This window comes from Pseudoalteromonas sp. BMB (genome assembly GCF_001709235.1).
Taxonomy (GTDB): domain Bacteria; phylum Pseudomonadota; class Gammaproteobacteria; order Enterobacterales; family Alteromonadaceae; genus Pseudoalteromonas; species Pseudoalteromonas maricaloris.
Genome location: NZ_MBQA01000067.1, coordinates 237,613 through 261,018 on the forward strand (window position 1 = coordinate 237,613; position 23,406 = coordinate 261,018).

Genomic DNA, 23,406 nt, shown 5'->3' on the forward strand with positions numbered 1-23,406 from the left:
ATTCGTGCGCGTGGTTGATTGGCAAAAATTAACATTGCGAGGAGATAAGCCCCAAGAGAGACGAGTTGGATTAGATTAACTGGAACAATGTGAAATGACTGAAGCACAAGCCGTATTTTTATAATTATTTTTCGCTATTGTACGCCACATTGGCTAAAAACAACAACGCCAGCGTGCTAGCTGGCGTTGTAAATAAAACAAAAAAAACAATTTTACTTCTTCTTTTGCTGCTTACGTACATTTGCAATACGAGAGCGGTTTTTTAATCTTGCTTCTGCACTTGCTTGATTCGAAGGCTTATTCACCCGCGCCTTACGACGTTGATGCGCTGGTTTCTTCTGGATAGTTTCAACCAGTCTTTCACGATTTGCCACTTCGTAGCCCGGCAGATAATAGCGCGAAATTTGCTGCTCGATTAACTGTTCAATATGAATAAGATCTGACTCTTCTTCACGGCTTACAAAGGTGATCGCATAACCAAACTGACCTGCACGACCAGTTCTTCCGATGCGGTGAACATAATCTTCGGCAAGATAAGGCACATCGTAGTTAACCACGCGTGGCAGGCCAACGATATCCAATCCGCGAGCTGCGACTTCGGTTGCAACCATAACGCGTACTTTGCCTTCAGTGAACTCTCTTAAAGCGCGACGACGAGCACCTTGAGTTTTGTCGCCATGACATACGTTTGCATCTATACCATCAAGCTTTAGCTCTTCAACTAGCTTGTCTGCGGTTTCTTTCATATTGACGAACACTAGCACTTGTTGCCAATTTTTGGTCCCGATCAGTTCTGATAGTAACTCGCGCTTACGTTCTTCTTTAACTGGATAAACAACGTGGCGAACCGTGTCGGCTGTACTATTTTCTGGCGTCGCTTGGATTAACTTAGGGTGATCCAACACTTGTTTCGCGAACTGCTTCATTGCCGACGGGAAAGTTGCAGAAAACAACAATAGCTGCTTTTGCTTATCCACCAGCTCAATGATTTTTTGCATGTCGGTGATAAAGCCCATATCTAACATGCGGTCAGCTTCATCTAACACTAAGTGTTTAACGTTACTTAACGTGACATTACCTAAGCGGATGTGATCTAACAAGCGTCCAGGGGTTGCCACTAAAATATCCACGCCCTGCTTTAAGCGCTCAGCTTGGCCATTGGCGTTAACCCCGCCAAACAGTGCCTGCACTTTTAAGTCTGTGTACTTTGCAAATGTCGCACAGTTATTAGCGATCTGCTCAGCAAGCTCACGCGTTGGCGCCAAAATCAACGCTCTTGGCGTCGACTGCGCTTCAGCCTCAAGCAATTTTTGGATGATAGGCAATGCAAAAGCTGCGGTTTTCCCTGTTCCAGTTTGCGCTGTTGCGAGCACATCACTACCTTGACGGACAGCTGGGATAGCCGCCTGTTGAATTGGCGTTAATGTATGAAAATTGATGTCTTGCAGCGCATCTAAAAGAGGCTGTGCGAAACTAAATGAAGAAAACGTTGCCATAATAACCTACGACCGAGTCAAAAACGGTCGCAGATTATAAATGACAAACCGACTTTTAACAAAACTTAAGCAAGGTTTCGTCAATTAATTTTGGTGTCGAGCCAACAAAGTCACTTTCTTTTAACTGCGAAAGGAGTTCAATCCCCTCTTTTTGCTGTGCTTGCGACAGTGGCACATAAGGTAATCTAAATACCGGTTTGACTGCGCCAGTCATAATCAAAGCCGAATTGATAGCAATTGGATTTGGTTCGCAGAAGAGCCAGTTCATTAACGGTTGCAATGACTGATTAAGCGCTTGGTTAGGCGTATCCATCAACTGTCTGAATAAGCCCGGAATGATGTTTGAAGCAACAGAAATAACGCCGTGAGATTGGCTGTTATGGCGGCTATCGTGGGCTTGATCATCGTTACCTGACCAACACGCAATGCCTTTCGCTTCATAGTGCGCGATACGTTCATCACCCGCACATTCTTTCATACCAACAAAATGCTTGTGGCTGGCCAACGGCTCAATGATATCAGGCGTAATGTCTTGTCCCGTTCTGCCAGGCACGTTGTAAATAAAACCAGGGCCGATTTCTAATACTTCTTTCAGGTGAGCCTTCACACCCGCAATTGAGGTTTTACCATAATACGGGTTTATTTGTAGTGCACAGTGCATACCTGATGCAAACCCATATTCAGTCGCTTTTTTTGCTTCTCTGGTGTTATTGCTGCCGGTATTACCAACAATGAGCAATTTATCGCCAAACTTATTCGCAGAATGGGCAATGAGCATTAAGTGCTCTTCCCAATTCATCAGTTGGCCTTCACCTGTAGTGCCACCGACAACAATACCATCGACACCGCCTGCAATTTGCGCTTCGACTAGCTTGTCGTAAGTATCTAAGTCAATTTCACCCGCCATTGTGTAAGGGGTTTTAATAGCGGTAATTAAGCTTGCTTTTTTTATTGATTGGATCTGATGCATGGTCTTTCTATTACTCTTCCAGTTGACAGCCATTTTTACCATAAATCTGACTGAGATCCGACCCATAAACCTGAGTAAATCGGTTAAATCTAATGAAATTTAACTTTAGTGCTTGTTATTTGCGTAAAGATCCAGCAAAATCAAAAGCACTGTATATTTATCCAGTTTAATTTTATGGGACTGACACATTTTCTAAATACGCACTTTTATACCACTTTGGAGCTGAGCAGCAGCTTAAAGATACCTGAAGAACAGCTCTTAGAATGGCAACAAATGAGCCTATTCCCAAATCCGAGTTATAGTATTCAAAATCAAATTAAGTGCAGTTCGTACTTTGGCCTGTACGAATGTGAAGAATATACTGATTTTTATGCCCGAGGCCTACTCAATTGGGGGCAACTTTTACTTAAACATAAAGTAGATCAATCAAGTAGTGCATTTGAGTTATTTCAACAGCGTTACTGTGAAGCACTTGCGAAATGTATTGAAAAAGGCTTTTACACCGAAGATCCAAGCTTTAGTGATGATCTTACAGAGCATGTACAACAAGTTTGGCAACAGTTTTTATGTGGCAAGTATGGAGTGATCAGCCAAAATGGTCTCGTAGAGGAAGCGCTTTATATTGACCTAGGCCGCGCGATTATCGACGACATCACAGAAGCAAGAACCGCCAGCAGCATTGCCCCAGAGCAACGTAGTCAAGTACACAGCGCCATGAAGCTACTGAACAAAGCACTAGCGGCCAATACTCAAGCTGAGCAAACAGAATCGCTACGCACTCGATACATTGACCAATTGATTAGTAAGTACGACTTATCAATCAAATAATTTGCCGTCTGGCGCACAACCGTTTCGCCAGACAATCTATGCGTATTTATATTTGCTGTTCTATGTGCGCACGAATTATCTCAAATGCTTTTAAGACCTTTAACTGATCTTTACATAAGCTGTCGTACCAAGCATCGAACAGTTCATCATCTTGCTCACTGAGCGTTTGATACTGTGCCAGTAGTGTCACTATGTCACTATGTGTACAAGAAAGTGTATCTAATTCTTGCTGTAACGCGCTGTCATCGCTGCTGTGAAGCTTAGCTAAAATTGAGTTATCTAACTCAGCATGTTTATCCATAATAAATGCTCTATATCTGTATTGCGTTGGCGAACAAAGTACCTTCGCGAACGTACTAGGTTTTAATTATTTGCTAGGCCTCTCTCATTTAGTGAAGGTTATTAACCGTTAAGCCAGCCTCAATTGGATCTCACTCTTTTATCTCATATCTATCAAACCAACAGGCTTACATCGATAGCTATATTCCAAAAAAGTCTATTCGCTACTATTCCGGTTAGGTGTCAACACCAATATGACTACTTGAGAAACTATCTAGAACTAGTTATATCAGGCAATTTTAAGGAAAGTAAGCCCCTTTGAATCAACTGCTCAAGATGCATTCAGTTTAGTTCCGCATGCGTCGACAAATTAAGCGTATCGCACTAAATAGCGGCAACGACAAATTAGTTGTTGAGAATAGTTTTTATTTGATTTATATTGATACAATATAACAATACATTATTTAGGAGTCGTTGTCGTGAAACCCAATATCCACCCTGATTATCAACTTGTTGCTTTCCATGATACATCGGTTGATAAGTACTTTATTGTCGGTTCAACCATAAAATCCGACAGAACCGTTGAACTAGATGGTAAGACTTACCCTTACTTCCCAATTGACGTCTCTAGTGCGTCTCACCCTTTCTACACAGGTAAACAGAAGTTGGTGGCAAGTGATGGTCGAGTTGCACAATTTAACCGTCGCTTTAAAAACCTTGCGACTAAAAAAGGATAAACCAAATGAAAGTACTGAGCTCACTCAAAAGCGCTAAAAATAGACCGGGGTGCCAAGTCGTAAAAAGACGCGGTCGGGTTTACGTAATTTGTAAATCTAATCCGCGATTTAAAGCGGTTCAAGGTAAAAAGAAGAAGAAACGTTAAAAGTCAAAATAAGTACGTTTTAAAAAGGTGGGCATTGCCCACCTTTTAACTAAAAAGCTATTCTTTTGCTTCCCACAATGAGAATTCGCCTAGTTGAATTAGGCGTCCGCTAGCGCCGCCAATTCCACTGCCCTCGCGGGTATGCTCAAGTTCCAAACGATACTGAGTATACGCATTTGGACTCTCGATAGCAAAGCTATAGTATTCCATCGTATTAGGTAGTTCGTTGAACTGTTGAGTATCTAGCGTAATCCAATTCGTACCGTCATTTGAGCCCTGTAGCTGCCACGCATTAGGAAAGCGATGAGGGTTGTCTCCCGCTGTCGCTAATGAGTAGTATTTTGCTGTTTTGGCGCTGTCAAACACATAGTTAACCTGGGCCTTATCAACCTGTTTTATCGGCAACAAGTCAGGCGCATATTGTGCAAGCCAAGCAGGGGCTTCCAACACCACATTAAATTTAGAGGTAATATTTCTATCATTAAGCTTATCTGCCCCCTCATTAAAAGGCACAAGTGCAGTTCCGTTTGTTGTTACCTGAGTGCTAGTGGGCGCAAAGTTCTGATAGCCAAGTGGTACTGGTGGTAACTTACCGACGCTTGCAAGATAGACTTGATACTCTTCAAATACCGCATCAATCCCACGTTGTTCACCAAATATAGATTTAAAAGCGGTGTCTAAACTCCACGCATCAAGCGTTTTTGTAGCCGCATTAAACTTGCGGATAAAATCGGTGTTACGGTGACTGTTTTCAACCCACTCAAAGAAGAATGCTGTTTGATCGTAGGCGTCAACATTGTAGTGTTCCATCCAGCGAACTCCACCGCGTCTATGCTCTAAGTAACCAGCATCAATTCGAATAAAGTTAGCCAGCGCTTCAAGATAGGTGTGATAATCCGTGCCCGGACGATATTCTCCTTCAGCCGGAACGTTGTTGTAACCATGGGTCAGCTCATGCCACAGCACGCCAATAACTTCGTTACGGATAGCCTCATCTCCAAGACCCTCGAGGTTGGCGATATGCTTAACATCAAACCTAAGCTCCATAAATTTGCCTTCACCGGCCTTTGATGCAGGCGCATCAAAGTCTCCGGTAATAAAAGTAACGTGCTCAAAAACGTTGATTTCGGTTACATTATTAAATAAGCGCTTGGCAATCTTCAAAGAGATCTCATGAATAAGGGTATTTAGATCTGGTACCGCACGTTCAAGCGCCAGCTGTCCAGGGTGCTCTGGTAGTTCCTTTTTCACTTCAATCACAGGCTCTGGAAACCCTGCCCATGGCGAGACTGGATCCCACACACGGATAAAGTCTTGCTGAACTAATGTCGCTTCCCCTTTGTCGTTACTCGCAACTAGTGTAATGGTTTTTGGCCCTAAAGCTTCAAACTTAACCAATGGGCTTTGCTCTGTACTTGTCGCAGGAATACCACCTTCAAACGTCCACTGCCAGTGAGTCGGATTAACTAACGACTCATCTCTAAAAACAATATACTCAGAGACTTCTGGAGTCGTGTTTGTCGCATTAAATGCGACGATAGGAATATCCGATACCGTTTTGATTTCAAGTTCCGCTAGTTGCGTAATATCAGCACCATAGCTATCCGTGCCACCATGTACTAAATCAAATTTGAAGTAGCGATACTTTTCGCCGCTTTCGGCCAATTCAAAATTGCGAGTCAGTCCTCGAGCAGAGAATACTTCTCCCGCTCTTGAGTCCAGTTCAATCCAATCTGATTTATCATTTGAGCCATATACGACCCACTGTTTTGGATCTCGATTCGCTTCATCGTTTGCTGACGTAAAGCTATATTCCCTAAGTTCAATCTCTGTCGCGGCTTTAAACACTACAGTGACGTTTGGCGCAAAAGCGAGGAATTTTGTACTCGTGTTAGCGTCGATAAGTTTGTCGACACTTTCACCTGCGGGCGAGGCCTGTACACCATCCGCTAAAATAGCCTCTATCTCAACTCCAGTATCTGAGGTGATATTACGCAATGCGCCAGAGTCTGGCTGCCCGGATGATTGAGTCTGTTCAGGTTTATCACGTTCAACAAATTCAGAACCATCATTACAGCCTATTAGTGTCGCAGCGACGGCCATTGCCACCGCTGATAGCATTAATTTTCTCATTTCGTTACCCTTTATTATTAAAATTGGTAGTTAACTTTTAGTAAGAACTCGCGCCCGTTCGTGTCGTAATTACCCGCTTTATAGAATGGGTAACTTCTAAACGAGTCGTCCTGAGGCGGCATCGCATTTAATAAGTTTTGAACCGTAAACATCACTCGCGTGTTGTCATTGATGTAATGACCAATGGTTAGGTTATGCTTTATCCATGCAGGTAACTTTTCTCTTTGACCAAAATCAGCACCGTTCCAATTTTTTCCTTTATAATTTACCTGCCATGAAATTGCGGTCTTTTCCAACTGCCAAGTCAGGTTAAACGATGCCATATCTTTGAAGTTATAGTTATCTTGACTGTCTAACACATCTTCAAGCGGATCTTCGGGACGGAGCTTTTCTTTTTTCTTTAAAACATGACTGTAATCAAGCTTATAAATAAACTCACCAAGTTCTGACTCAAACGTGCCCTTCACACCAAAGTTTACGCCGCCATGCTGCCTTTCCGCGGCGTTTATATAACCTTCTCTGATAATGGCTGCGGTGTACGGTAACCCTTTTTTCGTGTTCCCTAACCAGTCGGTTGCCAGACCATCTTGGTCAAAACGCTGTACTCTGTCTTGCATGTTCGCGCATTTAGCAGAAGACGAATCAATTAGGCCGTTTTCACACTTCCAGACATTATCAAGAATTTCGCCAGACCCAAGTCGAGTAATTTTGTCTTTTAAGACAATGTCATAAACATCAACATTGAATGACAGCTCAGGGGAGTACTCATACACCAGACCAAAGGTTAATGAATGACCAGACTCTTCTTTTAAAGTTGGATCGCCTGCCGAGATTGTCTCAAAGTCAGCATCTAGCTTTGGCTCATTGCTATTTGTTGTGTCTAAGTCTGCACAGCTGATAGTTAATGCATCAGCATTATATTGAGCGGGATCCCCCGTGGTTTGAAAACGTAGACATGCATCTGCAATCACTCTGTCCGAGCCTCGTCCAAAGTTACCAGCAAACCCTTGATATACTGAGCTCATGCTAGGACCACGGAACGTTGTGCCATACGCACTTCTTAGCATCAGCGCGTCAGTGGGAGAATATTTAAAACCAACTTGATAAGTAAATGCCCCACCAACATCAGAAATATCATCATAGTGGTCATAACGCAGCGCTATTTCACTAGAGATCTGTTCAGTAATTGGGATCATAAATTCTGTCGCCGCAGCATAACGGTTACGTTCACCATCGGTGATAACACCAGTTAGACCGACAAATTCTTTATTTAGTATTCTGCTATCTGGAGTCGCTCTCGTCCCTTCTTTCATCAGCTCAATATATGCGGCAAAAGACACAAATCCAGCTGGCAATTCAAATAAATTCCCAGACAGATCCGCAGTTAGGGTTTCATTGAACGATAAGCCATCGTAGGTTGCCCAATCAGCCATGTTATACATATTGTCTTGGGTCAGAGGCGCAAAAAAAGCTCGGTAATTTGGACGGTAGATTGGCATGCCATCAACCTCACCCAACTTTGGTCCTTTTAGCCAGTTATTTCCTTCAACCGTGTGGTGCAAATACCTATCAGAGAAATCGTATTGTGAACGGCTGAAGCCAACGGAGTAATAGTAATCTGCTACCTCCCCTTCAAGACCAAAACTAAATGAATAAGATTTATCATCGTATACTCGACCTAAGCCATCATTTGTATATTCTGAATCATTCACTATCCGCCACATATACTTAACTGGAGCGCCATAGCCACCAGCTTTATTTTTGATATCTGGATCCCAAAACATGGATCCGTGAATTGACTCTGCATGAGCAAAGAAGAATGGATTTCGTGCCCCTTTCTTTTCTTGATCGATATAAAATCCGTTAACAAAAAAACTGTGTTCGTCGTTGATGCTGTACACCGAGTTGATATACAAACTCATGGTTTCAACTTGGTTACGGAGCAAATTGTTACCGGTTTCATCCCACCCACAGCTTAGGCCGTAATCATTGCGGCTTATAAAGTGCTGAACCGCAGTCGGGTGTGGATTGTCATCTGTGTTGCAGTACTGCGCTGAATATTGATTTTTGAACTCGGTATTCTCAGCCCATACAGTAATTGAACGATTAAGCTCTCGCTTGTTTGTTGGGTCTGGGTTATCCCAAACACTGTCATGAAAAGGTCTGTCAGCACCAGTCAGCGCCTCTTCCGTTTTATATTCTAGCGAGTAGTCAAACGTAAAATCGTCTTGCTCAAAACCACCAACAAACGACAAGCCTTTTTTATCACCCGTACCATAGGTATCCTGGCCGTAGAATGCTTCGACGACGTGCTCGTCCATACCTTTTTTGGTGATAATATTGACAACCCCAGCCATTGCGTCTGAACCGTAGATTGCAGAGCCACCGCCGGATTGAATATCGATGCGCTCAACCATCGCCGTTGGCAACATATCGAGATTAACAAAATTGGTTTGGCCACCGTAAGGCATTGGGTAATAAGCCAAGCGCTTGCCATTAACTAGAATAAGTGTGTACTCAGGTCCAACGCCTAACAGGTTTAACTCCTTGGCGCCAGGCGTATAGGAGCCAGTTTCTACTTCACCGAGAACGGCACCACTAGCAGCGGAAATACTACTCAGTGCGTCATAAACTGTGTTAAAACCACTTCTGACCATATCAGCGGAAGAGAGACTTTGGACATTGGTCACACCCTCAATGGCGATACGTTTAATACGAGATCCTGTCACCTCAACACGTTCTATTTCTTCTGCTTGTTCATCTGTTGCGGCTGTTACTGAGTTAGTTGCTACCGCTGCAAGAACAGCAGCGGCGATCAGGCTATGTTTATACATTATTGTTGTCATAAGACCCCCATAATTCAAAAGGAACGTTCCAATTTATTATAAAAATTTTATTTCACCATTAGCAAAACCAACAAAGCATCAGGCAGAAATCAAAAAGGGAACGTTCCAATTATGAGCAATAAAACAAACCTGTCAACAAATTATGTACATTTACAGCACAGTGATGACAAATTGTAATCATCTAGTTCTTGCTAGTTCATTGCAATTTCTTGGTATTTAGCCCACTTTGATAACGAGACCAAAGCTTATCAAGGGACTCTCCAGTAACTGATTTTATTGCATCTTCAAATGACCAATTTTCTATTTCTACCGCAGTTTGATTAAAACGATAGGCAAAATCAGGATGAGACTCAGCGAGCCATGCGAGAAAGAACCCAGTGTTTGTGTATCCACCAACCCAAGAATCTGACGGCTTAGGCGAACGGGTTTTATGGTATCCCGCTTGAATGCGAATGAGATCCGCCATTCCTTCAATAAATGCATGTACATCGGGCTCAGAATAACTTCTCTCTTTTGGAAATAGCTGATATCCATGGGTAAGTTCGTGCCAGAGCACACCAAGGAGTTCGTATTCCACTTGCTCATCTGGCTGCCCAGCGAGTTTTTCGGTGATGTACTTTGAACTAAACACGATTTCCATATTTGTTTCGTCTCCAGAGCGATACGCTATTGTGTCCATCCATTTTAGCCTAAATGTAACTTGCTCAAACTCTGGCAGCTCTGCAAAGTGTTTGTACAACCTTGGGGTCAGTTGGCGAGTTACGTCATCCACCGTACTGGCTATATCAGGAAATAGTGCTTGCAGGCGTTTCGACCCTGCCGACTCAGTATCTTCGATAACCACTTTGACCTTTGGCGGCTCAAAGCCTTTCCATGGTTGATTTGGATCGTATATTTTTAAATAGTTCGCACGGGTTTTAAGATCGGAGCCATGCGCATTTTTAGTCATTAGAGTAACATCGTAGTTACCAGGCTTATCATAAACTACTTCAACACTTTTTGTGGTTGGCAGCATCGTTTTGCCCTCAACCTTCCAACTCAGCTCTGTAGGTGAGTTTGCAGATATCGACTGCAGAGAAATTGGCTCATTAAGCTTGGCGACGGTTTTATCTGCAGTAAAATTTGCCAGCGGTAAGTTGGTTTGTGCATAGAGCGCCAGATCTGCGATTTGCAAAAAGCGATCGCCCCACTGCGTTTTACCTTCTTGTGCTATCGTAAAGCGCACGTACCTCGCATCCGTTGTTTTGGGTAGGTCAAAAGCGAGCGTTTCACCTCGCCTTGAAAACACCATATTGTTGCGTTTATCAGCCTCTTGCCAAGCCTTACCATCTATAGATACGGCCACAGTCCAATGCTTTGGGTCTCGGGCGGGTGCATCTTGGGCTGAGGTGAGACTATATTGTCTGAGCGCTTTTACGTCTTTCAGATCAAATACAATCTCAGCGCTAGATTGCTTAGATAAGAATTTGCTTTTTAGCGACCTATCAACTAATTGCTCTATCCCCTCACCTTGGATTTGCTCCTTTACGTCACTCGTTACAGAGAATGCATCGCGTTCGGTGATGTCGTAGAGCGCATTGGCATTCGCTAATGAGGAGCCACAAAATGAAAGTAAAATTAGACTGGCTAATGAGGAGGTTTTCATTGAAATTTCCCAGATTAAAAACAAACATACTGGATCGTTCCAATTAATAATGCAACTTATTTTAAGTAGATTTTTACGTAATTTCTAAATGCAGATAAGGATTTCGCTATTTCACCGCTTTTGGATCTTATGGAGAACTAACGAGCGACCCTAAAAAATCAAACTACCACTCGCTAGTATTTTGTCATGCTCAACTAAAGCCAAGACAGATGAGCAAAGCCGCTGCGATAAAACAAGAAATAACCACAGCGATTAGATAAGTTAGCTATTCGAATCTCAGCTTAACTACCAAACAGTAATTCCCAAAAGCTCGGTGGCTCGTGTAGTTTGTGGTATTGCTTTCTCAGCTCATCAATTTTTAAAAGCATTTCACGGGCTTTCTCAACTCTTCCCGAGTCTACTTCTTGGCTCGCTTTAGTAATGGTTTCGAGTACTTTATTCAAGCCCGCAACTGACTCGGCAGACACCTCTTGCTTAAACTGAAATTGCTTACTTTCATTAACGAGTGTAGTCAGCTCGGTTAAGTGTGCTTGCATTTCTTGAGCAGATTGCGCTTTCATAGCCTGCTTATAAATATGACCCATTTCCTTCATGGTTTTATTCAGTTCGCTTGACTCATGCGCAACTCCAGACATCGAAAACAACAACACGAATATAAATACGATTTTTCTCATCAAAGTCCCCTTATTCTTTGCGCGCTAGTATAAAGCAATTAACGTATGAGCTAAATTCAATGCTATGAAAAAAAGCTGGTTCCGAATAGCATGCAAAAAACAGGCAGATAGCGCAACGATTCTAGCGTAAGCTATACTTGTAGCGTATTTAGCAGCACACTTTTTGAATATCAAAAATGTAGAGACTTATGATCCGAAAATTGTTGTTCATCTTTTTACTCTTATCGCCGATGGCCGTGCTATCTGCACAACGATTCAACGTTCAATTTGTAAACCCTGGCTTTGCAACAAAAAATCCTACAGGGGATTTTTGGTATAACGTCAGCAACGTGATGACTGCGGCCGCTACTAACATGAATATTTCCCTCAAAATTAGTTATGCGCAGCGCAACCATATTTTGATGAAATCGCTCGTAGAGCAAGCCTTGAAAAGTGACGCTGATTACCTTGTGCTGGTTAACGAAAAGTCGAGTGTCGTTCCCTACTTGTTAAACACCAAAGCCAACAACATTAAGATTATTTTCTTGCTCAACGGACCGACCAAAACAGAGGAAGTGGCTTTGTTAAAGGCAGGACACCAAATTATTGGCACCATTGAGCCAGACAATTTCCAAGCCGGTTTTAAATTAATGCATCAACTTGCGCGAAAAGCGCTTAGGTCCTCAAATCCATCGCAACATGTATTAGCTTTACTAGGTGACGTGGCGACGACTGCGGCATTAGACCGACAAAAAGGCATGCGCGCTTATCTTGAGCACCATACGGAGCTAGAATTAATCGCAGAGGCAAATTGTCAATGGTCTCAGAATGAAGCTTATCGCCTCACTAAAGCGTGGTTACAGCGAGACTCCGCAATTACAACCGTTTGGGCTGCCAATGATCCTATTGCTTATGGCGCATTACTCGCTGCTAAAGAGTTAAACCGTAAGATCGTCATAGGTGGGATTAATTGGGATGAAGATATTGCGCCTAAGTTAGATGTTTCGATTGGAGGGCATGTGTTGCTTGGGGCCTATACCTTAGCTCGACTAGCACAATATCATAGAGACTTCACACCGATAGACAGCGTAACCTTATCTATTTTCGAATCGCTGGATGACGCTCACTTACCTTTGTATCATGCCATACATGGAAACTTTCCTGAACACCTGGACTTTTTACGTTACATTAACGATCCTGCGCAATTTACCATTACAGAACTAACTCACTCACTTAATAAAAATAACCACAATAATAATGTGAAGAATTGAGAATTTAAGAACGTTTAATTAATGCATTAAACAAAACCCAGAAAGATAATGCAATTTAAACCTGTCTAATATTTACGCATTGACAGCGATGTCAACACCTGTTTTAGTAACAAACGTAAACAACATGTAAAACAGGTGAAATATGAAAAACAGTAATACAGTAGTAAAACTTCTTAAGCTTTCGACCCTTAGCGCCTGCGTTTGTGCAAGCCTTTCAGTTGCTCACGCAGATACACAGCGCGTTATTGTCACGTTAAAAGACAGCGCAACACCAAATGTTCTGCCAGTGCGCTTAAATCAAGCAGAAACGGCGCAGTTTAAAGCGCAGGCGTTGTCTGAAGCTGCCTACTCCACCTTGGGTACTGCTGCAGTCAACACATTGCCAAGCATTAATGCATATGTCGCCGAAGTTTCTTCAGCGCAAATGCAACAACTACAAGCAAGCGGTAATATTGCACACGTAGAAGTTGACCCTAAACGCTATTTGCCAAGTGTAAAAACTTCAGCAATTGATTTACTCGCTGAAACAACACCTTACGGCATTAATATGGTGCAGGCTAACCAAGTATCTGACGGCTACAGCGGCAACCGTAAAGTCTGTATTATGGATACAGGTTATACGCTAGGTCACCAAGATTTACCTAGCACAGGCATTACAGGTAATGACGGCTACGGTAACTACGACACTGGTGTGTGGAGTAACGATGGTAACGGCCACGGAACACACGTAGCCGGCACAATCGCCGCTTTAGGTGGTAATGGCACAGGTGTGGTCGGGGTAAATCCATCAGGGCAACTAGGTCTTCATATTGTTAAAGTGTTTAACGACCAAGGTAACTGGGCATACGGTTCCGACCTCATTAAAGCAATTGAGCAGTGTGAGCAGGCAGGTGCCAATGTAACTAGCATGAGTTTAGGTGGCAGCGGCAGCTCTACGGCAGAACGAAGCGCATTTGAGCAGAGTTATCAGCGTGGCATGCTACATATCGCAGCCGCTGGCAACGCGGGTAATAGCTCGTTGAGCTACCCAGCATCGTATAATGCAGTTGTATCTGTGGCTGCGGTCGATAGCTCTGAGTCAAAAGCCTCTTTCTCTCAATACAACAGCCAAGTAGAAATTGCAGGCCCGGGGGTTGGTGTAAACTCAACATGGAATAATGGCGCGTATCGCAGTATTAGTGGGACTTCAATGGCAACACCGCATGTTTCTGGTGTCGCAGCATTAGTGTGGAGCCACTTCCCGCAATGTACTGCTCAGCAAATTCGCCAAGTGCTTAATACAACTGCAAAAGACAAAGGCCAAGCAGGTCGTGATACTTCTTACGGCTATGGTATTGTGCAAGCAAAAGCGGCGGTTGATTATCTAACAAATAATGGTTGTGATACTTCAGGTGCAGTCAATGCAAACTTTAACTTCAGCGTGTCCGGCCTCACTGCGACATTTAACAACCAATCAACAGCAGGTAGTTATCAGTGGGAATTTGGTGACGGTGCAACAAGCTCACAAACTAACCCATCACACACCTACGCGAGTGCTGGTACATATCAAGTGACACTCACTGTAACAGCTTCAAATAACAGAACTGCTTCTAAGACACTAGCGGTTACCGTTAGTGATGCACCAGCTGGGTGTAATGGTATCCAAGAATGGAATGCAACTAAGTTCTACAATACGGGCGACCGGGTTTCATTCAAAGGCTTTGAATACCGTGCTACGTACTGGTCACAAGGCGCAAGCCCAGAGATCTACTCAAACGTTTGGACTAAAGTCGCGCAGTGTAAGTAATACCAATTAGTAATTTTAAGTGGCGCTTAAGCGCCACTGTTTAATGCTAACATTGCACTACAACACAGAATAACAGAGATCATAAGCCATTCTTTTGTTGAAATTGCCTCTTTAAAAAACCACATCCCAAGCATACTCGCGCTGACTATGCCAATGGCTCTTTTCAATCCTTCAACAAGCCCCGGCTGAATTTCGGTTAACGCCTGCATTTGAAAGATAACAGCGACAGCGAATACCACTGAAGAAATACTCCAGAGCAACCAATGTGCGCGGAAATTTTGATTTTTAAACTGTGGTCGTAACAAGATTAGATTAACAAAAAATACCATAAAGGTTAGAAACCCAGCATGAAAAGAGAGCGAGCTGTATTGCAAAGCCTGTTTATCGAACACGATGCAAAGCCCCCAGCAAAAAGAGGTGATCGCAACTTGTTTTGCACCAGGCTCTTGAAAAGATAACCGGCCTCCTTGCAATAAAAACGAAGCAAGAACAATCGCAGCGATTAGTATTGACTGCAGTGTGGTTAAAGGTTCTCCTAGTAGCAACCAAGCAAATACACCTGCAAGTGCTGGAGTGATGGATAACAGAGGCAGGATAACCGCCATTCGCCCAAGCGAAAGCGCCTGAATAAAGTTTACGCTACCAATTGCCGCCAAAATTCCGCTAGCTATCGCAGGCGCTATATAAGCAGAGCTTGGGAGCTGCTTGTCAACAACCAACCAATAGCCAATGTATGCAGGTAAGACTAGCAGACTAAATATCACCGACATTTGCGCGGCTGAATAATGGCTCGCTAGCCTTTTTCGTAAAAAATCAAATACAGCCCAATTTAACGCACTGAATAAGGCTATGACCATTTATTATCCCTGTTGTAATGCAATTTCCGTTTGAAATTTCATGTAGTCATTGATTTTTACATGGTCCGGTTTCCAACCCAACAGAAAGCGATAAAAGTCAGCCCACACCACAGGCCACAACGACTCCCACTCAGAAAGGATCTGAGCGATATCAATAGAGGCTGCTTTACCTAATAATTCTATTCTCAACATATCTAAATACAACTTGAGATACTCATCGGCATGCAGGAGCTGTTCCTTTTCGTCTAATACCGACGTAATAAACAGCATTAAGTCTGACACACCAATACCCTTTCCGACATACTGAAAATCGAATCCTAGCGCTTGGTCGCCACTAAAAGCAAAGTTAGCAAGCTTGGCGTCGCCATGGATCCAAGTATGCCAATGGCTATTTTTGATACGATCTCGTAATCGTGGTGCCGCTTGTTTAATGCTACTGTGTTGCATTCGCTCAAGCTCATCCGGTCGTGTATCTAGGTGCCAATAGTTTCCTTGTTCCCACACATACTCTGCAGGGCTTTGTAAAAAGTGAGCATGGAATTTAGCTAACCACCCTATCACTGCTAATATTTGTGACTCGGACGGCTTAACAGTTTGCGAAAAACCTTGAGTTGAGAAGTCTCTAAAGACGATGTAGTCCATCCCTTCACTTACCCCTTCACCTAAATAACTAGGCGTATTGCAGGGTGAGAGTAACTCGCATGCATGATGCTTGTAAAAGTGACGTTCTACTTTATAAGACTTAGCTTTACGCGCAAGCGCTACTGAAGATTGTGCAATTCGCCGATGTGTAATGTCACTAGGCACTTTAGTGCGCTTAATTGCAAGCTTCCCAGCATCATGATTGATAAATAACATATCACCACAACCGCTCCATAATTGTTGCTCTTGCTGTGTTGACATAGGCGCAGAAATTACATCGTTCGGAATACTTATTTTCACTGTGTTACACCTTTTTGTTATTTAACCTGAGAGTCGTGCAATAAATAGCCAAACTTTTTTATTGTATAACTCAGGTTACTTAAACACAGTACAACCCTTTACTTACTGTTACGAATACCAATTTGCTTAATTAAGTGATCTATTTTGAGACGAAGAAATCTTGTTGATAACACCGCTTCCGCATCCTGCTCCCGCCAAGGTACCTACATCCATATAGACAAGGCAAAAATTTTGCTATTTAGTTGTTCTAAATAAAAAATTTTTAACGCTGTTAACGTCAGATATACTCGTTCAAACTGAGCTAGTATTAAGACAAATTGGTATAATAAGCAAACCGTTTTACAGTGCTTGATAATTATAGCTGGTGTTATTATCTTTACCCAACATGAAAAAGCCCTTAACCAATTGATTAAGGGCTTTTACTTTTACAAAAAAAGTTATTTGTTTAACTTACTCATTCACGGCTTGCTTGACTGTTTCTTTCGCACTTTGTTCATCTAACAAGTTTAAATCGAAGTCAAACTCATCCACTCGGATTGCTTTTTCACGCTTGCGATTGTAATCAACCAGTTTTGCGTATTCTTCTTCGTTGATAAGGTTACCAACAAGTGCATTATCTAATGTTTGCTCGAAACGAACACCAGGTTGGATCTCACGCTTGCGAACTGCTTTTTTAACTTTGGCAAGCAGCTCAAGGCAACCCATCTTAGCTTTATATGCTTGCTCATTGATATCATGACCATCACCTGCGGTAGGCTTCACAAGATGAGTAAGCTGCGCTTTGATTGGCGTATCCATTTGCGCCGCGGCGGCCAACTCTCTGATCATATCATCATTAATTTTAGGCATTTGTTTACCACTAAACTGCATCGTGATCACACGCATAAATTTACGAGTACCACTTGCCGGGAAGTTATCTAAGAATTTATGTAGCGCTTCTTCTGCACTGATAAGTGCATGCCTTGTCGCATAATGGAAATAAGGTGCTGCTTGCTCACGCTCTGCTACCGCTACTTTTTGCTCATAGTATTTGATTGAAGCCATCGCTGCATACAAGTGACTCATTACATCACCAAGGCGTGCTGACAGCATTTCTGCTTGTTTCAGTTTTCCACCTAATACGAGCAATGAAAAGTCTGCGTATACCGCAAGCTTAGCTGCTAATCTATGCGCGGCTTTTTCATACGCACGCACTTCAGGTAATGGTGACTTTGCATCAGCAGTGAACGGCATAAGACCATATTTGAAAGCACGTAAGCTGTTGGCAACACTATAGCTAACTGTTTTTGTCAAAATACCACGGAATTTACTGTCAGCATCTTTCTCTTCGCTGTGAATAGATTCAACCATCGACTGCAAATAGGGGTGACAGCGCATTACACCTTGACCAAAGATCATCAAGTTACGCGTTAGAATGTTTGCACCTTCTACGGTAATCGCTATTGGCTGGGCAACATAACCGCTTGCAAGGGTATTCTGAGGACCGTTTTGAATAGCCTTACCTGCGAGAATATCCATTGCAGAGTCCAATACGTCACGACCAGTTTCAGTCATGTGGTATTTTGCAATTGCTGTTACTACAGATGGCTTAAGACCCATACCTAAACCTTCTGTTGTTAATACCCGCATTGCCTCTTGCATGTATGCTTTGCCTGCAATATCAGCAAGCTTTTCTTGAATACCTTCAAACTGGCCGATCGAGAGGCCAAATTGCTCACGTACCGCAGCATATTCAGATGCCGATTTCAGTGCGACTTGACTAGTTGAAACACCTAGCGCCGGTAATGAAATACCACGTCCAGCACCTAAGCAACTTACCAACATCTGCCAACCGCGACCGATATTCTTCTGGCCACCGATAATAAAGTCCATTGGAATAAATACTCTTTCACCACGTGTCGTACCGTTATAGAAGCGTATCCCCATCGGGTCATGACGATTACCAAGTTGCACACCTGGGTGGTCATGTGGAATTAACGCACAGGTGATCCCTAGTTCTTTTTTACCGCCCAGTAATCCCTCAGGATCCAATACTTTAAAGGCTAAACCGAGTACCGTCGCAATTGGCGCAAGTGTGATATAGCGTTTGTCCCATGTTACTTCAAGACCAAGTACTTCTTCACCGTTATGCATACCTTTTTTAACAATACCTTGGTCCGGAATGCCACCGGCATCGGAACCAGCTTCAGGGCTTGTTAGCGCGAAACACGGAATATCACGACCGTTTGCTAAGCGAGGAAGGTAGTGCGCTTGCTGCTCTTTAGTACCATAATGAAGCAATAACTCACCCGGACCTAGTGAATTAGGAACCATCACCGTTACCGCTACCGCAGAGGATTTAGTCGCAATCGTACCTACAATCGTTGAGTTTGCGTAAGGGCTAAACTCTAGACCACCGTATTCTTTTGGAATGATCAAAGAGAAAAATCTCTCTTTTTTCAAAAATTCAAGCACATGCTCTGGCAAGTGTTTGCCATTTTGAATTTCCGAGTCATCGATCATACCCATTAATTCTTTAACTGGACCTTCTAAAAAAGCTTGCTCTTCTGCACTTAGCTTAGCTTCAGGTACAGCACGAAGCGCCGAAAAGTCAGGCTTACCTTGATAAATTGACCCTTCTAACCAAACATCACCGGCATCTAATGCTTCTTGTTCTGTGATTGAAATGCTTGGGAGGATCTTTCTTAAATTCGTTCTTAGGCTCATAATTAACTCATCCGACCAGATAGATATACCTACATTACGGCATAAAAATTCGTTTAGATCAATTACTCTACTTAATTTTTTAACGGCTTTTTTACTGAGTTATCGAGTGATTAATATAAATGACTGCTAAATTAATGGCTTACAGCTGTAAGTTGAGAAAAGTAAATTACTGTTCTTAGGGGAAAAATAGGAGTGAACGAGAAGCTTTGACAGCCTGAGCAGTTCTAGACTGGCATTTTATCTGTAATCAAGATGGTTTTTACGCTGAGCACTGCCATTAAAACAGTGCAATTTTTGCTTTGCATAGTTGCTCAATCGTAGCAGGTGAAACAACGACTTCAACTCCCCGCTTACCCGCACTAACATAAATTTGCTCAAATGCTAAAGCACTCTCGTGAAGTAACGTGGGCAGCTGCTTTTTCTGCGCAAACGGGCTTATACCACCAATTAAATAACCAGTTACCTTTTGCGCGTTTTGTTGATCTGCAAGCTGTGCTTTTTTCCCCTTACACGCTTTAGCAAAGGCTTTTAAATCCACTTGTTGCGTGGCGGGAGAAACGGCTACATACAATTTACCATCAACGTCAATCAGCAGGGTTTTAAATACTTTTTCTCGGTCTAGGTTGAGCTTTTTCGCTGCTTCATTAGCAAAGTCATGATCATTAGGGTCATGCTCAAATTGCAGCACTTGGAACGCCACTTTCGCCTTTTTAAGTAGGTTAATTGCCGGTGTCATTACAAACTCCTTTTAAGCAGATGTTGATTTCTGTTATACCAAGAAACAAACGCTTATGCTATCGCCTTACGATGAGCTCCATCATCCGTCAAAACAAAAATGCCCGCTATCGCAGCGGGCATTTTCAATAAGCTTAAGTTACTTAGTTAAGTCATCAAAGAACTTCTTAACGCCGTCAAAAAAGCCTTGTGCCTTAGGACGGTTCTTACCGTTGTTTTCACCCATAGACTCTTCAAACTCTTGCAGAAGCGCTTTTTGGCGCTCGTTTAAGTTTACTGGCGTCTCAAGGACAACTTTACAAATTAAGTCGCCTACCGCACCGCTACGCACAGATTTCACGCCTTTACCACGCATACGGAACATTTTGCCTGTTTGACTTTCCGATGGAATCTTCAGTTTTGCGCGGCCATCTAGCGTCGGCACTTCAATCTCACCACCGAGTGCTGCCGTTGTGAAGCTAATTGGCACTTCACAGTACAAATTGTTGCCGTCACGTACGAAGATTGGGTGCTCTTTTACACTCACTTGTACGTACAAGTCGCCGGCTGGAGCACCATGTGCCCCCGCTTCACCTTCGCCAGACAAACGTACTCTATCACCCGTATCAACCCCAGCTGGAATCTTAACGTTAAGTGTCTTCGTTTTCTCTACACGGCCTTGTCCGTGACAGCTGTTACACGGGTCTGAAATGATCTGACCTGTGCCCTGACAAGTTGGACAAGTTTGCTGTACCGCAAAGAAGCCTTGGCGCATTTGTACTTGACCTGCACCATGACAGGTTGTACAAGTTTTAGGCTTAGAACCTGCTTTCGCACCACTACCATCACATGGTTTACAGCTCACCCAAGTTGGTACTTGGATATCAACCTGCTTACCACGTACCGCTTCTTCAAGACTTAACTCTAAGTTATATCTTAAATCCGCGCCACGCTGTTGTCTTGATTGACGACGGCCACCACCGCCACCAAAGATATCACCGAATACGTCCCCAAAAATATCGCCGAAGTCGCCAGCGCCGCCAAATCCACCATGACCAGCACCACCACCTTGTTCGAAAGCTGCATGGCCGTATTGATCATACATCTGGCGTTTTTGACTATCAGTCAATATCTCGTAAGCTTCTTTTACTTCTTTGAATTTCGCTTCGAGTTCGGTGTTACCTGCAGTACGATCTGGGTGATATTTCATTGCAAGACGTTTATACGCCTTCTTAATGTCACGTTCACTGGCGTCTCTTGCAACACCTAATACTTCATAATAGTCAGGTTTAGACATTTTTATCACACTACTCTTTCTTGGCAACTTATGTCGTTGCAAACTCAGCTGAGTTCTGTCGCTTGCAAATTAATGCTAGACAACAGTCTAATTTATAAACACGTAGGGCGCGACAAGCCATACAGCCAGCGCGCCCTCCTTCAAGACCTACAATTACTTGTCGTCTTTAACTTCTTCAAATTCAGCGTCAACTACATCGTCGTCTTTTTTCGCTGAACCTTGTTGGGCACCCGCTTCACCGCCTGCTTGTTGAGCTTGCGCTTTAGCTTGAGCGATTTCCATTAGCTTTTGCGATTTCTCTGCTAGTGCTTGTGTCTTAGCATCGATTTCATCTTTGCTATCGCCCTTGATTGCTGTTTCTAGCTCGCCAAGCGCGGCTTCGATTGCAGTCTTGTCATCAGCTGGAAGGTCGTCACCCGCTTCTTCAACTTGCTTGCGTGTAGCATGAACAAGTGCATCAGCTTGGTTACGAGCGCCAACTAGCTCTTCAAACTTTTTATCTTCTTCTGCGTTTGCTTCCGCATCACGTACCATTTTTTCTACTTCTTCATCGCTTAGACCTGAAGAAGCCTGGATTGTGATCTTCTGCTCTTTACCTGTGTCTTTGTCTTTCGCAGACACATGTAAGATACCATCAGCATCCACATCAAAAGTAACTTCGATTTGTGGCACACCGCGCTGCGCTGGACGAATACCTTCTAGGTTGAATTGACCTAGAGACTTGTTATCACTTGAACGCTTACGCTCACCCTGTAGTACGTGAATTGTTACTGCAGACTGATTGTCTTCTGCTGTTGAGAACGTTTGCGACTTCTTAGTAGGGATAGTCGTGTTTTTCTCGATTAACGCAGTCATTACTTGACCCATAGTCTCAATACCTAGAGACAGAGGACAAACGTCAAGTAGTAGAACGTCTTTCACGTCACCCGCAAGTACACCACCTTGAACCGCAGCACCAACTGCTACCGCTTCATCAGGGTTTACGTCTTTACGAGGCTCTTTGCCAAAGAATTCAGCTACTGTTTTCTGTACCAGTGGCATACGTGTTTGACCACCAACTAGGATAATGTCATTTACGTCGCTTACAGAAAGGTCTGCATCAGCAAGTGCACGTTTTAGCGGCTCGATTGATTGCGCAACTAAGTCTTCAACTAGTGACTCAAGTTTTGCACGAGTTAGCTTAACGTTCATGTGCTTAGGACCTGTTGCATCAGCAGTAACGTAAGGTAGATTTACCTCAGTTTGCTGTGCTGAAGACAGCTCAATCTTCGCTTTCTCAGCCGCTTCCTTAACACGCTGCATCGCTAGCGGGTCAGTTTTTAGGTCGATGCCTTGGTCTTTCTTAAATTCTGCAACTAGGTAGTTGATAACGCGGTTATCAAAGTCTTCACCACCAAGGTGAGTGTCACCGTTAGTTGCTAGTACTTCAAAGGTGTGCTCGCCTTCAACTTCATCAATCTCGATGATTGAGATATCGAATGTACCACCACCTAAGTCGTATACTGCAACAACGTTGTCGCCTTGCTTCTTATCCATGCCGTAAGCAAGTGCTGCTGCTGTTGGCTCATTGATAATACGCTTAACTTCAAGACCTGCGATACGACCAGCATCTTTAGTTGCTTGACGCTGTGAATCGTTGAAATATGCAGGAACTGTGATAACAGCTTCTGTTACTGGCTCACCAAGAAAGTCTTCCGCTGTTTTCTTCATTTTCTTAAGAACTTCAGCTGAGATCTGAGGTGCAGCTCTTTTCTCACCACGTACTTCAACCCAAGCGTCGCCGTTGTCCGCTTTTACGATGTTGAAAGGCATGATGCTAAGGTCACGCTGTACTTCTTCATCTTCAAAACGACGACCAATTAGACGCTTGATCGCGTATAGTGTGTTTTTAGGGTTAGTCACTGCCTGGCGTTTTGCTGGCTGACCTACTAGTGTTTCACCATCATCTGTAAATGCAATAACAGAAGGAGTTGTGCGGTCGCCCTCAGCATTTTCAATAACGCGCGGCTTGTCACCATCAAGTACCGCTACGCAAGAGTTAGTAGTACCTAAATCGATTCCAATAATTTTACCCATGAATCATCTCCGACTTCAAAATTC

General features: G+C 43.3%; 18 protein-coding genes. 5 read left to right on the forward strand and 13 right to left on the reverse strand.

Annotation, left to right across the window (positions count from 1 at the left end; genetic code table 11):
• Window positions 1–212: 212 nt before the first annotated feature.
• Together BB427_RS06030 and BB427_RS06035 are read right to left on the reverse strand one after the other, a co-directional pair.
• Complete coding sequence (locus BB427_RS06030) at window positions 213–1,496, reverse strand: DEAD/DEAH box helicase (RefSeq protein WP_017216738.1); 1,284 nt, start codon at window positions 1,494–1,496, stop codon at window positions 213–215.
• A gap of 55 nt (window positions 1,497–1,551) precedes the next feature.
• The gene (locus BB427_RS06035; protein ID WP_045989326.1) at window positions 1,552–2,466 is read right to left on the reverse strand and encodes a dihydrodipicolinate synthase family protein; all 915 of its coding nucleotides are present in this window, start codon (window positions 2,464–2,466) and stop codon (window positions 1,552–1,554) included.
• Window positions 2,467–2,640: 174 nt separating this feature from the next.
• Between BB427_RS06035 and BB427_RS06040 the strand changes: the two genes are divergently transcribed.
• Entirely contained in the window at window positions 2,641–3,294 is a 654-nt protein-coding gene (locus tag BB427_RS06040) for a DUF6058 family natural product biosynthesis protein (RefSeq protein WP_017216736.1), read from the forward strand.
• Between the two features lie 46 nt (window positions 3,295–3,340).
• Here BB427_RS06040 and BB427_RS06045 read toward each other — a convergent pair whose 3' ends face one another.
• Window positions 3,341–3,595: a hypothetical protein gene (locus BB427_RS06045; RefSeq protein ID WP_010373062.1), complete on the reverse strand. Its 255-nt coding sequence runs from the start codon at window positions 3,593–3,595 to the stop codon at window positions 3,341–3,343.
• Window positions 3,596–4,052: 457 nt separating this feature from the next.
• Between BB427_RS06045 and BB427_RS06050 the strand changes: the two genes are divergently transcribed.
• Together BB427_RS06050 and ykgO are read left to right on the forward strand one after the other, a co-directional pair.
• Window positions 4,053–4,310 carry a type B 50S ribosomal protein L31 gene (locus tag BB427_RS06050; RefSeq protein ID WP_010373063.1) on the forward strand — a complete coding sequence of 86 codons (258 nt, stop codon included), beginning with the start codon at window positions 4,053–4,055 and terminating at the stop codon, window positions 4,308–4,310.
• A gap of 5 nt (window positions 4,311–4,315) precedes the next feature.
• On the forward strand, window positions 4,316–4,456 hold the full coding sequence (gene ykgO, locus BB427_RS23740) for a type B 50S ribosomal protein L36 (protein ID WP_010373066.1): 141 nt from the start codon (window positions 4,316–4,318) through the stop codon (window positions 4,454–4,456).
• 57 nt (window positions 4,457–4,513) lie between these two features.
• On the opposite strand, the gene BB427_RS06055 is transcribed toward ykgO, so the two are convergent.
• The 4 genes from BB427_RS06055 to BB427_RS06070 all read right to left on the reverse strand — a co-directional run bounded on the left by BB427_RS06055 (window position 4,514) and on the right by BB427_RS06070 (window position 11,754).
• The gene (locus tag BB427_RS06055; RefSeq protein WP_069019282.1) at window positions 4,514–6,589 is read right to left on the reverse strand and encodes a basic secretory protein-like protein; all 2,076 of its coding nucleotides are present in this window, start codon (window positions 6,587–6,589) and stop codon (window positions 4,514–4,516) included.
• Between the two features lie 17 nt (window positions 6,590–6,606).
• The gene (locus tag BB427_RS06060) at window positions 6,607–9,435 is read right to left on the reverse strand and encodes a TonB-dependent receptor domain-containing protein (RefSeq protein ID WP_069019283.1); all 2,829 of its coding nucleotides are present in this window, start codon (window positions 9,433–9,435) and stop codon (window positions 6,607–6,609) included.
• A 196-nt stretch (window positions 9,436–9,631) separates the two neighbouring features.
• Window positions 9,632–11,080 (reverse strand): basic secretory protein-like protein, encoded by a 1,449-nt coding sequence (locus BB427_RS06065; protein ID WP_069019284.1) that lies wholly within the window; start codon window positions 11,078–11,080, stop codon window positions 9,632–9,634.
• Between the two features lie 281 nt (window positions 11,081–11,361).
• Window positions 11,362–11,754 (reverse strand): cytochrome b562, encoded by a 393-nt coding sequence (locus tag BB427_RS06070; protein WP_069019285.1) that lies wholly within the window; start codon window positions 11,752–11,754, stop codon window positions 11,362–11,364.
• A gap of 188 nt (window positions 11,755–11,942) precedes the next feature.
• Between BB427_RS06070 and BB427_RS06075 the strand changes: the two genes are divergently transcribed.
• On the forward strand, window positions 11,943–13,004 hold the full coding sequence (locus tag BB427_RS06075) for an ABC transporter substrate-binding protein (RefSeq protein ID WP_069019286.1): 1,062 nt from the start codon (window positions 11,943–11,945) through the stop codon (window positions 13,002–13,004).
• 142 nt (window positions 13,005–13,146) lie between these two features.
• A complete protein-coding gene (locus BB427_RS06080) occupies window positions 13,147–14,790 on the forward strand; it encodes a S8 family serine peptidase (protein ID WP_069019287.1) in 1,644 nt (547 codons plus the stop codon).
• Window positions 14,791–14,816: 26 nt separating this feature from the next.
• Here BB427_RS06080 and BB427_RS06085 read toward each other — a convergent pair whose 3' ends face one another.
• From BB427_RS06085 to dnaK, 6 genes are all read right to left on the reverse strand, one after another.
• A complete protein-coding gene (locus BB427_RS06085) occupies window positions 14,817–15,647 on the reverse strand; it encodes an EamA family transporter (protein ID WP_069019288.1) in 831 nt (276 codons plus the stop codon).
• 3 nt (window positions 15,648–15,650) lie between these two features.
• Window positions 15,651–16,589 carry a phosphotransferase gene (locus BB427_RS06090; protein WP_069019289.1) on the reverse strand — a complete coding sequence of 313 codons (939 nt, stop codon included), beginning with the start codon at window positions 16,587–16,589 and terminating at the stop codon, window positions 15,651–15,653.
• Between the two features lie 450 nt (window positions 16,590–17,039).
• Window positions 17,040–19,295: an acyl-CoA dehydrogenase gene (locus tag BB427_RS06095; protein ID WP_069019290.1), complete on the reverse strand. Its 2,256-nt coding sequence runs from the start codon at window positions 19,293–19,295 to the stop codon at window positions 17,040–17,042.
• Window positions 19,296–19,572: 277 nt separating this feature from the next.
• The gene (gene ybaK, locus BB427_RS06100; protein ID WP_069019291.1) at window positions 19,573–20,031 is read right to left on the reverse strand and encodes a Cys-tRNA(Pro) deacylase; all 459 of its coding nucleotides are present in this window, start codon (window positions 20,029–20,031) and stop codon (window positions 19,573–19,575) included.
• Between the two features lie 138 nt (window positions 20,032–20,169).
• Window positions 20,170–21,306 carry a molecular chaperone DnaJ gene (gene dnaJ / locus BB427_RS06105; RefSeq protein ID WP_069019292.1) on the reverse strand — a complete coding sequence of 379 codons (1,137 nt, stop codon included), beginning with the start codon at window positions 21,304–21,306 and terminating at the stop codon, window positions 20,170–20,172.
• 153 nt (window positions 21,307–21,459) lie between these two features.
• Entirely contained in the window at window positions 21,460–23,382 is a 1,923-nt protein-coding gene (gene dnaK, locus BB427_RS06110; protein ID WP_069019293.1) for a molecular chaperone DnaK, read from the reverse strand.
• Window positions 23,383–23,406 lie beyond the last annotated feature (24 nt).

Coding starts and splice junctions, on each gene's coding strand:
- BB427_RS06085 (WP_069019288.1), bottom strand. CDS start 15,647: ATGGTCATAGCCTTATTCAGTGCGTTAAATTGGGCTGTATTTGATTTT.
- BB427_RS06040 (WP_017216736.1), top strand. CDS start 2,641: ATGGGACTGACACATTTTCTAAATACGCACTTTTATACCACTTTGGAG.
- BB427_RS06035 (WP_045989326.1), bottom strand. CDS start 2,466: ATGCATCAGATCCAATCAATAAAAAAAGCAAGCTTAATTACCGCTATT.
- BB427_RS06045 (WP_010373062.1), bottom strand. CDS start 3,595: ATGGATAAACATGCTGAGTTAGATAACTCAATTTTAGCTAAGCTTCAC.
- BB427_RS06065 (WP_069019284.1), bottom strand. CDS start 11,080: ATGAAAACCTCCTCATTAGCCAGTCTAATTTTACTTTCATTTTGTGGC.
- BB427_RS06080 (WP_069019287.1), top strand. CDS start 13,147: ATGAAAAACAGTAATACAGTAGTAAAACTTCTTAAGCTTTCGACCCTT.
- dnaK (WP_069019293.1), bottom strand. CDS start 23,382: ATGGGTAAAATTATTGGAATCGATTTAGGTACTACTAACTCTTGCGTA.
- ykgO (WP_010373066.1), top strand. CDS start 4,316: ATGAAAGTACTGAGCTCACTCAAAAGCGCTAAAAATAGACCGGGGTGC.
- BB427_RS06070 (WP_069019285.1), bottom strand. CDS start 11,754: ATGAGAAAAATCGTATTTATATTCGTGTTGTTGTTTTCGATGTCTGGA.
- dnaJ (WP_069019292.1), bottom strand. CDS start 21,306: ATGTCTAAACCTGACTATTATGAAGTATTAGGTGTTGCAAGAGACGCC.
- BB427_RS06075 (WP_069019286.1), top strand. CDS start 11,943: ATGATCCGAAAATTGTTGTTCATCTTTTTACTCTTATCGCCGATGGCC.
- BB427_RS06030 (WP_017216738.1), bottom strand. CDS start 1,496: ATGGCAACGTTTTCTTCATTTAGTTTCGCACAGCCTCTTTTAGATGCG.
- BB427_RS06095 (WP_069019290.1), bottom strand. CDS start 19,295: ATGAGCCTAAGAACGAATTTAAGAAAGATCCTCCCAAGCATTTCAATC.
- BB427_RS06060 (WP_069019283.1), bottom strand. CDS start 9,435: ATGACAACAATAATGTATAAACATAGCCTGATCGCCGCTGCTGTTCTT.
- BB427_RS06055 (WP_069019282.1), bottom strand. CDS start 6,589: ATGAGAAAATTAATGCTATCAGCGGTGGCAATGGCCGTCGCTGCGACA.
- ybaK (WP_069019291.1), bottom strand. CDS start 20,031: ATGACACCGGCAATTAACCTACTTAAAAAGGCGAAAGTGGCGTTCCAA.